We start from the raw sequence: 12,070 nt of genomic DNA on the forward strand, positions 1-12,070 counted from the left end.
CAAGCCAATAGCTCTACTGACACGCAAGAAAAAATCGCGAGTAGCGTAACAAAATTTTCTGTCATGTTGTTAATTCATAGGAAAAATGTCGCAGGAAGTAGGCTGATGTAAAAACAGTGCAAGCTCGAGACAAGTTGGAATCCTGCAAAAATTCTGAAAAGCTATGGTGGACGGGAGCCAACGGACTTGAGCGATGGCCAGAACCTGGGTCCGCAAGGATTCACGCTCCAGGAGTTTGTAATAAGTGGTCCAATGGCAGCGCAGTGAAATATGGCTGAGGGCACGAGTGACCCAGCCATCAGGGGAGATCAGGCACCTGCAAAGCAGTTCGAGGAAGCTGCGCCGCGAGCGGGCGGCATGGCCGCGAGAAAGTAGGAAATCCACTCCGAAAGGCGGAGGGTAACGAGACGCTGAAAGGACATGGCAGTGATTCCGAGAAGCCTAAAACACTTTTCATTGGCCGACCCTTTTTTCCAAAGGGTCGGCCGCACGGCGCTATCACGGTGTCAAGCACTTTCGTAGCAAAAATAGAAAATAAAAACCCGGCGGAGCCGGGCTGAATGTCTAAACTAGAGTTAGGAAGCTTGTCGTACGATTTTTCCGTTTTCTCAAGGAGCCCCTGATGACCGATTTATCCGTTCTCGTACCCAGCTACCGTCGTCCGGACGATCTGCGCCGCTGCCTTGAAGCCTTGTGTTGCCAGTATCTGGCGCCAGTGCAAGTAATAGTCGTGGCGCGGGATGTGGACAAATCATCACATTTGGTCGCACAGGCATTTGCCGAACGCTTGCCTCTGGAAATTGTTAAAGTTAACGAACCGGGTGTAGTCCATGCGCTGAACACGGGTTTGCTGAGTGTCAAAGCGGAAATCGTGGCGATTACCGATGATGACGCAGCGCCTCACAGCGACTGGCTCGCGCACATCGCTGCACACTTTGAGGCCGATTCCCGGATCGGTGGGGTAGGCGGGCGCGACTGGGTCCATACGCCGGACGGCACGGTGGTCGATGGTCAACGGCGCATGGTGGGGCGAGTTCAGTGGTTTGGACGCATCGTTGGTAATCACCATCTAGGTGTGGGACCTGCGCGCGAAGTGGATATTCTGAAGGGTGTTAACATGAGTTTTCGGCGTACGGCTATGGAAGGGTTACGTTTTGATACCTGTCTACGTGGGATGGGTGCGCAAGTGCATAACGAAATGGGCTTTTCGCTCGCCGTAAAACGCCGTGGCTGGAAGTTGATGTACGACCCAGAAGTGGCGGTGGATCACTACCCAGCCCCGCGAATGGATTTCGACCAGAGGGGTGTCTTCCATCCCGATGCAACGGAAAACGCCGCCTTCAATTGGATGTGGGTAACCCAAACGCAGTTGATAGGCGGGCGGCGTTGGATGAGCCGGCAGTGGCAAGTCTGGGTAGGAGACGCAAGTGCAATGGGTTATATTCATTTTTTTCGCGCACTACTGCGTGCTAATCCATTAGCGCGTGCAAAATATAGAGCCGCAAAGCGTGGTCGCGAGCTCGCAATATCTTTGCTTAGAGTGTTAAACAGCGTGCAAAAGTTGCCAGAATTGGGTGGAAAACAGCGTGTAAATTGACCACCTGATATCCTGCCGGATTTGCCGGGAGGAACCTGGAGTGATTTGCATGGAAACCATAGCCAAAGTGCGCCGTCTGTATCATCTGGACAAAGAGACGGTCTGGTGGACGCAAACCGAAGGATTTGCCTCAGTTCAGCTGGGTTAACACCGTGCTGGGCAATCTCAAAATAAGTCTTTCCGGTCCCTACCATACTTTTAAGTTTCGGAAATATGTTCAACGTTATCTCTCCACCGTGACTGATCGCTTCAACCACCGTTTTAATCTTGCCACTTTACCCATGAGTTTACTTCGCGCCGCCATCAACACCGGACCAAGGCCCGAGCACTGGCTCCGCTCAGCGGAATCATCGTGCTAATCAGGAATAAGTAAGTAAACGATAATATTTTCACGATATGGGATGGTTAAAACCTGATATTTATGGCTAACGAATGCTGCTCATTAACAATCTGCTGGACTAGCATATGTGTCCTACCGCACAGACGACTCACTATAAACTGCCTACGATAGATCATCAGTCGGCCTAAACATTATTGGTCCTAACAGGTATAGAAAGGGATGATCTGGCGTTTAAACGCACCATACGCCAAGTCTATTCCAAATACGGCAATACCAAGGATGCTGAGCAAGATGATAGAGGCCACTGAGTGTACAGCGCATCTTGGTTTCCGCACCCACTTCTCTGACAAGTCAGCATTCATCCGCATGGGCAGGAATGAGCGGTCTTAAAACCGTTTTGCATGATGACTAGGTCTGTCATGATGAAGACGCTGATGACAAACCAGGCGGTGTTAGCATGCAAATAAAAATGATCTAGGCAACAGAATATCTGTATCAACGACCGGGAATTTCAGGGCTGCGGAAAAAAGTCAAAGTGATCGCCCCGATGCTCTTCAGAAAGACGTCCAGAAAACTTTGCAACCGCTGGTTGAATATGTCTATGGATTGACACAAGTTCAGCAAATTAGCCAGCGAAAAACGCCCGATGTCATAACCTGAAAATCCATCTCACTAGATACGGCCGTCGAACACTACCTGAGGAAGCACAATTATGGAATCAGCTTTCAGTCATCAGATGAATCCCAATGAAGTCCCATCGACGACCCTTACAGATTCTGTGCGCATTGATTTAGCCAATCACCAAGGCCACACACGGTATTTACAAATTCCACATTCGACCTTTGATCAACTGACTCTGCGCATCGGTAATGCACACAAAGCCGGGCAATGGTGCATTGCACACTATCGCGATGTAGACAATCTGTCGGTCTCGGCGATTGAGCGCTACCTGAGCCTGATGCTACGCGCATACCTACAACATGAACGACAATTAACGGTCTGCCTCATGGAGCAATGAAAAATGACCGTCCCTTTAACACAGTTGTCCATACGGCAGAATTTCCAGCCACATGCCAGGACGATCATTGTGATCTTTTCCCATTTGAACGCAGCGAATCCATGGATAAATGCCGCCATGCGGACGATAGAAGTGTTCATTGGTGCAGGAGTAGGTCTACTGGGTGGCTACTTCGGCGTGAACCTGCCGGGATTGGATGCAAAGAAACCCTAGATCTTTGCCCTAATGATGCGCAATATCTCTTTCTGGACTCAATTATCTCGGCACGATGAAAAACTCAGTATCCGCAGCATGCGGAGTGGGCGAACCAATTTGCAGCCACATATGCGCATTCTTAATTGGCTGTCAGGGTCATCAGAATATCGGCGTACCAAGTGCAATTAAGGCCCAGCGATTCATCTACCTCTACATCTCTCCCTCCCATATCAATACGCGCTGAGTGCACCCCCAGCAGTTTCCACGGTAAATTCTGGTCCCTGTTCGCAGAGCGCAGGACCACTGGGGCGCCACTGCTGCCCCGATGTGTCCGGGCATCCGTTAGAAAATACCCCTGACCCTGAAAACGTAAACCGAAAGAAGAGGCAATAACGGCTTGCCGTACTACCGGTAGATGGTGCAGCGTATCATGGAATCCCAGCGGAAAGCCCACAACCAATAAAAAACTACCCACTTCAATTTCTTGGAACACACTCTGCAAATGTGCGGGTGTAAAACACTGGATCACCACGGACTCCGGTAAGTCGTTACGATTGATTTCAATCACTGCTACATCAATTTCACCGCCGCTATCTTTACCCTGACGCCATAGACTCTTACCCTCATGGTATAGATCAATAGATAATGCGGTTGCACAGGTTAAATTTTCAGCATCGGTATGTAGTTCAATCTCAATGCGGTTGGGGAAATGTTTACTGGGCTTATCAGTCAATACGTGCCGACTGGTCACAAAAAAAAGGTGCTCGCCTCGGGCGAAAAAAAAACCACTGGCACGCGTGAGTAGGCGCGTATTATCGAACGTCGACACGCGAACCGTGGTTAAGAGCAATGATTCAATCATGGGAATCCTTAGTGCCAGTCATCCGTCGACAGGGCGGAGGGTACCCTCTGCGGCAAGACAAGAGAACCATTGGCATCGGCAATGGCCCCAATACTTATCCATGGTGGGGAAGATACCACCTCTCCAAAAATCGTCGCGAACGCTACATCAGCGGCATCACGACCCGTACCCAATCGTAACAACCCCATAGGAATCGCGATGCCAGAAGGGTCGAATAAATACCAGCCTCCAACCAAGTAAACCTCTACATAAGCATGGAAGTCGAAAGTGTCATAGGTCAGATTTACGCCATAATTAATACCTGTCGCAAACCGTGCGGGAATATTGCTGGCACGGCAAAGCGCAATCATCAAATGCGCGAAGTCGCGACAAACCCCCGCCGTTTCTATAAGGGTGTCAATAGCAGAGCTGTTGGAGTCGGAGGTGTTTTTTACATAGGTAATACGCCCCGCCACCCAGTCACAAATTGCCTGCACACGGCTATATCCTGTTTGACAGTGGCCGAACTCTCGCATGGCGAGCAGATAGAGACGATCTGATTGACAGTATCTACTTGGGTATAAATACCTCAGCACCTGGAATGGCAAATGCGCCACTGGAATCTCGCCTACCTGTTCCGGTTCAGCTATGTGATGGCTTAGTTCGACAGACGCTGTGTACCTTACCTGCAGGAGCCCCGTTGCGGCGCTTAGTCGTAGAAAACGGTTACCCGTTGAAGGATCGTCTTCGACGTTCCACGGTACATTCTGGTTGATGATTAAAGATTCATGAACCACTTTCTGCCGCTTCGTTTGCGCGGCATGGATGTTGAAAATAAAATCACTTCCGGGCGCATTCACTTCATAACTCAGCGCCAAGGATAGTTGCAGATGAATCATAGCCAAGGCATCTCTCTGCGCTATAACTGGGCGACTCTGGTTTCAAGTCTAGCCCTATCGTATATCTCTTTGTCATGCTGAGCCAGCTTTGTTGATGCAACTATTTGAAAAATATAATTTATATAATTGATTTGAAAGGGGCTTCTTCAAAATATGAGTCAACAGTCATAGTGACGGGTTTTGAGAACGTGATGGTCAGTCCAGCGAACGACCGCTTCCGCTGCATCTTGGTCGTTCGGATTTAACGTCTGCCGGTCGGTGACAGTGACCGACCCAACAACGATCTATACCCTCACGTTGGGGTGACGCAGAGCGTCTACCCGGTAGACAATAGAGGGTGCCTGATGAAAGTATACATTGCCGAGAAACCCAGCCTGGGTAAAGGCATAGCCGAGTATTTGCCTGGACCGAAGAACAAGGGTAACGGGTTCATTCAGTGCGGATCCGATACCGTCGTGACCTGGTGTTTCGGCCATATATTCGAGCAGGAAGAGCCGGACTTCTACACGCCTGATGATGTTCCTACCACGCCAAAGGGCAAGAAGAAATGGCGCTTTGAGGAACTGCCCATTTTTCCTGAGCAATGGAAGAAGCGGGCAAAAGATGACGCCAAGGCCCAGATCAAGGTGATCCGGGAACTGCTTAAGAAAGCCTCGTCTGTCGTTAATGCCGGCGATCCGGACCGAGAGGGTCAGCTGCTGGTGGATGAGATCCTGGAGGAACTCCGCTGGAAAGGCCCAACCCAGAGGATCTGGCTGGCCGCCCTCGATGAGCAATCCGTGCGTAAGGCTCTGGCATCGCTCAAGGACAATAGGGAATATCAGAATCTCAGCAATTCTGCCGAAGCCCGCGCACGCGCGGACTGGCTCATGGGCATGAATCTCACCCGCGCATTTACGCTGCGCAACAGCGGCGCCGGAGTCGTCTCCGTGGGTCGGGTGCAGACGCCGACCTTGGCTCTGGTCGTGGCCCGTGATGAGAAGATCGAGCACTTCAAACCCAAAGATTACTACGTTCCTCGGATTTACACAGGATTCTGGGCCGCCTGGGATCTGCGGGAGGACTTCGAGGGCGTCGATGCCGAAGGCTTCCTCACCGACCGGAAAGCAGCTGACCGACTGGCAACCCAGGCCAAGGCAGACGGCAAGGCCACGGTGAAGGATTTCACCAGCGACGAAAAGCAGCAACAGGCACCGCTAGGGTTCTCTCTCGCCGAACTGCAAAAGGTCTGCTCGGCCAAGCTCGGCATGTCGGCACAAAATGTCCTTGATGCGGCCCAGGCGCTGTACGAGGAGCACAAGGCGGCGACCTATCCCCGGACCGATTGCCGCTATCTACCTGAAGAACAGCATGGGGATGCCGGACAGATACTGTCCGGCCTGGCAAAAGCTGGATTTGCGGATCTGGTGAAAGCCGCCGATTCTAACCGGAAGTCGGCCATCTGGAATACGGGCAAAGTGACGGCGCACCACGCCATCATTCCGACCGGCTCCATGCAGGGCTCTATGAGCCCCGCAGTGGCCAAAGTCTACGAGATCATCGTCCGCTCCTATCTCGCGCAGTTCTATCCGCCCTATGTGTACCGGGCGATCAAGGCCCTACTGACTTGCACCGGCGAGGACTGGAAGGCGACTGCCAACATTCCGGTATCCGCAGGCTGGAAAGCCGTGTATGGGATGACCGATGACGATAATGATGACACCCCCGCCCAGCCGATCCCGGCGCTCAAAAAAGGCCAGGTTCTGACCGTCCAGGATGCAGATGTCCAGGCAAAACAGACCAAGCCGCCGGCACGATTTACGGATGGGTCGCTCATTGAGGCCATGAGCAACATCCACAAGGTGGTTGAGGATGAGGCCGCCAAGGCCAAACTCAAGGAAACCTCTGGCCTGGGGACTGAGGCCACCAGGGCTAGCATCATCGAAACACTGCTCACCCGGGGATTCATGGAGCGCAAAGGCAAGCAGATTCTCTCCACCCAGGCAGGGCGGGCGCTGGTTCACGCGCTGCCCAAAGACCTCACGGATCCCGTCCTGACGGCACGCTGGGAAGATGCCCTATCATCCGTGTCTGAGGGCCGCGTGACGCTACAGCAGTTCGAGGAAGCCCAGCGCAAATTCGTTTCTCGCATGATCGAAGCAGCCAAGGCGGCGACCATCGCCGTTGGGCAAGCGCGGTCCGCCACGAGCGCGCGGGGTAAGGCGTCTACCGGAAAAATGCGCGGAGGCGCTGCGAAAGCAGGCCCTTCCTGTCCAGACTGCAAAAAACCGACCATCACCCTGAAGACCAAGAAAGGCGACGCCTTTTTCAAGTGCGAGGGCTGCCAGTCCTGCTGGTGGCCGGACAAGCAGGATGCCAAGAAGCTCGGAACGAAGTGGAGCGAGAAAAAAACATGAGCGAGACAATTTGTTGCTTCCTGAGATCGCCTACCCGGTAGACGAACCCCGCTTTTCCTGCCGCAGGACATGTGGTCGCGTTATCCCCGCAGCTCCACCGCCTTGTGGACGGCTCGTTACCGTGTAACGACCAGCCGGTACACGTTCCGGCTTGCCGACCACAACCCAGACGGCCGCCGGGGGTCCAGTTGGACCCCGCTTCGTTGTCTGGGCTTCGGACCGTGGATCGCGGGGATAACGCTCCAAAAAATCGTCTACCCGGTAGACGCTGGGCCGATCTCCGCTGTCAGAAATCGTCTACCGAGGAGACTGACCCGATTCGGGTTTGAAAACCTCTCGCTGATCTATACCCGTCTGGGATTGATCCTTTCTCACTGGAGGGCTTGTAGATACCATGGAAATTCTGGCTTGGCTGGTAGCCGCTATCGTTGCGGTCTGGAGTGTACGACGAGTGAGTAAATCTGTGCTTTCCGAACTTTGGAGGATTCCACTCATAGTGTGGGCAGACTTTCGCCATCCTCCGCAGGTTGCCTGCATACCTTTGCGGGTGATGACCCGCTGGGATGTTCCATTGTTCTTTGTTGGGAGCGTTCTCTGGTTGATCTGGGCACTCGCTTTCGCTCTGACGCTCTTTTTGCATTTGACGCTTCTGGTCTTTCTGGCATTCGAGATGGGTTTCCTCTTGCTGGCTATTCCACGCGCATATAACGATTCCTCCGTGAGGCGAAAACTACTCGGAATGTGCGCGAACGACGGCGAGCGGCTCGCTTGGTTTGCCTTGTTCGAGCGCACTCACCCCGATCTGGCAAAGATGGAGCCGACGTTTTTCTATCCTATTGATGGCAATCTTTGGAGATTCGTCGCCGCGATCTTCATCGTGCTCTTCCCGCTATATTCACTGGCGCTACAGCTCATGCTGTCGGGGCTGGCTGGTCTGGCCGTACAAGGCCTCGTCCTTTCCTGTGTATTGGTTGTGAGCATCATCCCTCTGGTTCGATGGGCCGGAGCTCTAATCGGCGGCAGGTACGCCTGGTGGCTTGAATACCACTTACTGCTCTCTGAGTCGTCTACCCAGTAGACGATCTCGCATTTTTCACCCAATCGGGCCTGTGTTCGGGCGTCTACCCGGTAGACGCTGGACCCAGAATCGGTAAATAAAAGCGTATTCCCGCTGAACGCTGCTCTAAAAAATCGTCTACCCGGCAGACGAAAACGCCAAAAAAAGCGTCTACCGAAAGAAAAGCGGAACGCAAGATAAAGAAGGGGTAATGTGGGCGTTTTCCGGGAAAACGTGGCCGCTGCGCCCGTCTACCCGGTAGACGATCGCCCGCCCCGCTGCCCTGCCCTGCCCCCCAAAAACAACTGAAGCGCACAATGCGTGGAACGATGTTTGTCAGGAAGATCTCTTCGCTCGATCTCTATTGCAGCAGTCCTGGTTGTCGTGCGGTGATGGCACACCGGAGCTATCCAGGCTCAGAAAACGGTCGGTTCTGGCGAGCGTAGCCTAATAGTCGGTGGCTTTACCGATATGATTGGCCATCATCGGCCCTGTGGCCCCGGTTTTGCCGTAAGTTCAATCCCTAGGACCTTCATGACTGCTAGCGTGGTCTTGAGCGTCGGATTGCCGCGCTCGCTGAATGAGCGGTACAACTGTTCACGCGAAAGACCAGTTTCCCCAGCGATCTGAGCCATTCCCTTGGCGCGGGCCACGACGCCCAGCGCGTGCGCAATGTAGCCGGCGTCTGCAGATTCAAACGCATCGGCCATGAAGGCTGCGATGGCCGCGTCTGATGCCAGCCCTTCGGCAGGGTCAAAAGTAGATAATTTTTCACTCATGGTCATTCACTCCATTCAGCAGCCAGGCGCTTTGCTACCCTGATATCCTTCGCTTGCGTGCTCTTGTTGCCACCACAGAGCAAGACGATGATCATGCTTCCCCGTTGCTGAAAATAAACGCGGTACCCAGGGCCATGGTGGATGCGTAGCTCACTGATCCCCTCCCCCACCGGCCCCGCGTCGCCGATCAACCCGTAAGCGAGACGATCCAGGCGACCAGCAACGATGCCACGAGCTCGTTCATCTTTGAGCTTCGTCCACCACTTTCTGAAAGTCTCTGTTTACTTGAGTTCGATCATCGCATGGGGATTGTAGTTCATAAACTACTAAAAACCAAGCTTCTGTTCCCATGCTTTTCAAACCTTCGTACCAAACTTTGGATGGCTGGTCCGTCGGAATCCTGCCGCTGCCCCACCCCTGATCTATACCCCGCCAACTGGGTGGGCATACATCGTCTACCCGGTAGACGATCTGCCCCATCTCCGATCTATACCTGCTCATGCAGAGCAAATACGTAACCGTTTCCGTCTATCCGGTAGACGATTCGCGGAGAAAGTCCGCTCCCGTTTCCAGATTCGCCATTCCGGTACTCCTGGGTGCCCTGGTTGGCGCCCTGGCCTGGCCTCACGCCATCTGGCTTGCGCCACTGGCCTTGCTGCTTCTGCCAGTTTTGAACAAGCGGCACTGGTTGGCGCCATTTGCCCTGATGTTCGGTTACCACCTGGCGACGACCTACGGCCTCATCAAAGGCACGTCGGTATTCTTCCCACACTCCGGACTATTTCTCGGTATTGGGTTCTGGTCGCTGTCATCGCTGGCCTTTGCCCTGCCTTATCTAGCGTACCCGTACATTGCTCTGTATTTCCGTGGCGGCGGCCTTGCAGGTGGCAGCCTTGCAGGCGGCGGTTTTGGCGCGGTCACGGCCACTATCATTACCTCTGCTGTCTCGACGATTCTGCCACCCTTGGGAATCATCGGCTGGACTTCCCCCTGGCTCGGCGCCGTTGCCGCAGGCCCAACCGGCATCCTGCTGACCATTCTCGGGATCTCCGCTCTGGGCTACTGGGAGCGGAAGAATCAGGATATCCCGGTGCGTTTACTGATGGCCGGAATCGTCATCTTCAATCTCTGGCTTCTGGGTTTTGCCTTCCCTGCCCTGGCCGAGCAGGTACCGGCACTGGATGACATGATGGGTCACCCGCTGCCCACAGCGCCCGCTGGCTGGGTGGGCATCAATACCCACCTGGGCCGCCTGCGTTCCAACCTTTCCTATGTCGATGCGTCCATGGAAATGGCTCCCAAGGTTTTGGCGGATCTGCGCTCTGGCGACAACGTGGTATTGCTCCCCGAAACCGTGGCCGGGCCCTGGCTGCCGGGCACCCGGGCCATTTGGCGTCCGGTCATCCGCTGGACGGCGCGACATCCAGAACAAATCGTGTTGCTCGGGGCCGATGTGCCCCTTGCCAAGGGTTATCTGGATGCTCTGGTGAAGATCCAGGATGGCCACCAGACGGTACTGCCGGATCACATCCCGGTACCTTTCTCGATGTGGCACCCGTGGCATCCCCGTGACAGCTTCCGGATGGCGCCGTTTTCCAGGAAACCGGAAACCACGGAGATTGACGGCAAAAAAGTCGGCTATCTCATCTGCTATGAGCAACTGCTGATGTGGCCTGCCCTCGATCTATACCCGCATGGGATACAAGTCCTGCTGGCCCCGGCCAATGACTGGTGGGCGCGGGGGACCGACATCCCGGCCATCCAAAGGGCTTCGGCAAAAGCCTGGGGCGCGTTTTTTGGAATGCCTGTGTTGTTTGCGGTGAATCGATGACGGGGGAACGGATGAAGAAGCCTGATCATATGAAGGCAGGAGTTTCCATGGGAAACCCAACTGATCCCTGCGATCCAATGCTGGCCTGGAAGTCCGTTCTGGATTCCCTGGATGACAAGCGTCGTGAACGACTCAAGGATCTGCTCAAGACGCACCTGTCCCGTCCCCTCACCGCGCAACAGTGGATTGCCAAATGGGAAAAGGTGCTCTCTGCGGATTATTCGCGGATTCCGGCTGAACAGCACATTGCTGCCCTGGAAGCCTCTCTGGAAAAGGCGATCACTGTCCTGAAGGAGCGGGTGCGTGAGCAATCCTCTTCGACAAGTCATCGCTCGGCTTGACCAGAGGCTCATCGCCTTCTTCGAGCGGCCCGGCCCGCGCAAGCTGGCCGAAGCCCTGCTTTGGGGTGCCACCCAGTTCGAGTGGCTATTCTTCTTCCCCTTTCGGCTATTGACAGGCCCCGCACGTTTTTTTCTGGAGCGCCACCATGCAAAGAATATCCGCCGCAATCGCTAAGCGGCTGCTCTGGTGGGGCACATGGGCGATCATCGGTGTACTGGTGCTGAATGCTGCCGTAGGGCTATGGATGCAGTACCAGCATCTGGTGTTGAACGACTCCACCTGCGAGCCGGTGGGCCTCTACCAGCTTCTCGGCTCGCCCTATCCTTTGCATGATGGAGAACTGGTCGAAGTCGAGATTCCTGGCCCCGCCCATCATGCCGCCGTCGCGGAAGGCCTGAAGTACCAGTGGTTTCCCGCTGGACAGCCGTGGATCAAAGAGATCGCCGCTGTCCCCGGGCAGACCGTGCGGCTTACGAGATCCGGGGTCCGGGTAGATGGGCACACTCTGCCGAACTCCCGGGTGGATCGCTGGACGCCCGGCCACCAGCACCGGATTGTCCATTACCCTTTCGGCACCTATCACTTGAAGCATGGGCAGATCTGGCTCTACGCCCCAGGCAACTATGCCTTTGACTCCAGCTATTATGGCCCGATCCCGGAAACCAGCATCCTGCAACGGGCGGTTCCCTGGTGGACGATTCCCGGGAGTCAGTTCTGGCTTCGGAAGGGAGACTGAGCCCCGGGCCGTCCTCGTAAATCGTCTACCCGGTAGACG

Annotated in this window: 12 protein-coding genes and 3 pseudogenes; 10 read left to right on the forward strand and 5 right to left on the reverse strand. The window is 54.5% G+C overall.

The window, feature by feature from the left end:
- Positions 1-162 precede the first annotated feature (162 nt).
- Positions 163-422, reverse strand: a pseudogene (locus BLW97_RS20525) (IS701 family transposase); the annotation flags it as partial.
- A gap of 200 nt (positions 423-622) precedes the next feature.
- Between BLW97_RS20525 and BLW97_RS17115 the strand changes: the two are divergent.
- From BLW97_RS17115 to BLW97_RS17130, 4 genes and pseudogenes are all read left to right on the forward strand, one after another.
- Positions 623-1,597 carry a glycosyltransferase gene (locus BLW97_RS17115; RefSeq protein WP_075324053.1) on the forward strand — a complete coding sequence of 325 codons (975 nt, stop codon included), beginning with the start codon at positions 623-625 and terminating at the stop codon, positions 1,595-1,597.
- Between the two features lie 107 nt (positions 1,598-1,704).
- Positions 1,705-1,956, forward strand: a pseudogene (locus BLW97_RS20125) (transposase); the annotation flags it as partial.
- A gap of 693 nt (positions 1,957-2,649) precedes the next feature.
- Positions 2,650-2,955, forward strand: coding sequence for a hypothetical protein (locus BLW97_RS17125; RefSeq protein WP_010642603.1), 306 nt, complete (start codon positions 2,650-2,652; stop codon positions 2,953-2,955).
- 3 nt (positions 2,956-2,958) lie between these two features.
- Positions 2,959-3,168: a hypothetical protein gene (locus BLW97_RS17130; protein WP_010642601.1), complete on the forward strand. Its 210-nt coding sequence runs from the start codon at positions 2,959-2,961 to the stop codon at positions 3,166-3,168.
- A gap of 121 nt (positions 3,169-3,289) precedes the next feature.
- Here BLW97_RS17130 and BLW97_RS17135 read toward each other — a convergent pair whose 3' ends face one another.
- Together BLW97_RS17135 and BLW97_RS17140 are read right to left on the reverse strand one after the other, a co-directional pair.
- Positions 3,290-4,012 (reverse strand): S1 family peptidase, encoded by a 723-nt coding sequence (locus BLW97_RS17135; RefSeq protein WP_010642599.1) that lies wholly within the window; start codon positions 4,010-4,012, stop codon positions 3,290-3,292.
- 8 nt (positions 4,013-4,020) lie between these two features.
- Positions 4,021-4,890, reverse strand: coding sequence for a transglutaminase-like domain-containing protein (locus BLW97_RS17140; RefSeq protein WP_010642597.1), 870 nt, complete (start codon positions 4,888-4,890; stop codon positions 4,021-4,023).
- Positions 4,891-5,234: 344 nt separating this feature from the next.
- On the opposite strand from BLW97_RS17140, the gene BLW97_RS17145 reads away from it, so the two are divergent.
- Together BLW97_RS17145 and BLW97_RS17150 are read left to right on the forward strand one after the other, a co-directional pair.
- The gene (locus BLW97_RS17145) at positions 5,235-7,286 is read left to right on the forward strand and encodes a DNA topoisomerase 3 (protein ID WP_075324054.1); all 2,052 of its coding nucleotides are present in this window, start codon (positions 5,235-5,237) and stop codon (positions 7,284-7,286) included.
- A 394-nt stretch (positions 7,287-7,680) separates the two neighbouring features.
- Complete coding sequence (locus BLW97_RS17150) at positions 7,681-8,364, forward strand: hypothetical protein (RefSeq protein ID WP_075324055.1); 684 nt, start codon at positions 7,681-7,683, stop codon at positions 8,362-8,364.
- Between the two features lie 461 nt (positions 8,365-8,825).
- Here the strand turns inward: BLW97_RS17150 and BLW97_RS17155 are convergent, their stop codons facing one another.
- Both BLW97_RS17155 and BLW97_RS17160 read right to left on the reverse strand, forming a co-directional pair.
- Positions 8,826-9,122 (reverse strand): addiction module antidote protein, encoded by a 297-nt coding sequence (locus BLW97_RS17155; RefSeq protein WP_075324056.1) that lies wholly within the window; start codon positions 9,120-9,122, stop codon positions 8,826-8,828.
- 2 nt (positions 9,123-9,124) lie between these two features.
- Positions 9,125-9,391: pseudogene (locus BLW97_RS17160) on the reverse strand (type II toxin-antitoxin system RelE/ParE family toxin); the annotation flags it as partial.
- A gap of 230 nt (positions 9,392-9,621) precedes the next feature.
- On the opposite strand from BLW97_RS17160, the gene BLW97_RS17165 reads away from it, so the two are divergent.
- Genes BLW97_RS17165 through BLW97_RS17180 form a run of 4 tightly spaced genes read left to right on the forward strand, consistent with a single transcriptional unit; the run spans position 9,622 to position 12,031 of the window.
- Entirely contained in the window at positions 9,622-10,953 is a 1,332-nt protein-coding gene (locus BLW97_RS17165; RefSeq protein WP_075324057.1) for a conjugal transfer protein TraB, read from the forward strand.
- Positions 10,954-11,000: 47 nt separating this feature from the next.
- Positions 11,001-11,294: a hypothetical protein gene (locus BLW97_RS17170; protein WP_075324058.1), complete on the forward strand. Its 294-nt coding sequence runs from the start codon at positions 11,001-11,003 to the stop codon at positions 11,292-11,294.
- Positions 11,257-11,469 carry a hypothetical protein gene (locus tag BLW97_RS17175; protein WP_075324059.1) on the forward strand — a complete coding sequence of 71 codons (213 nt, stop codon included), beginning with the start codon at positions 11,257-11,259 and terminating at the stop codon, positions 11,467-11,469. The genes BLW97_RS17170 and BLW97_RS17175 overlap by 38 nt, the downstream gene beginning before the upstream one ends.
- Positions 11,441-12,031: a S26 family signal peptidase gene (locus tag BLW97_RS17180; protein WP_242947865.1), complete on the forward strand. Its 591-nt coding sequence runs from the start codon at positions 11,441-11,443 to the stop codon at positions 12,029-12,031. The genes BLW97_RS17175 and BLW97_RS17180 overlap by 29 nt, the downstream gene beginning before the upstream one ends.
- Positions 12,032-12,070: the final 39 nt, after the last annotated feature.

Origin of the sequence: Acidithiobacillus albertensis (assembly GCF_001931655.1) — a bacterium.
GTDB lineage: Bacteria > Pseudomonadota > Gammaproteobacteria > Acidithiobacillales > Acidithiobacillaceae > Acidithiobacillus > Acidithiobacillus thiooxidans.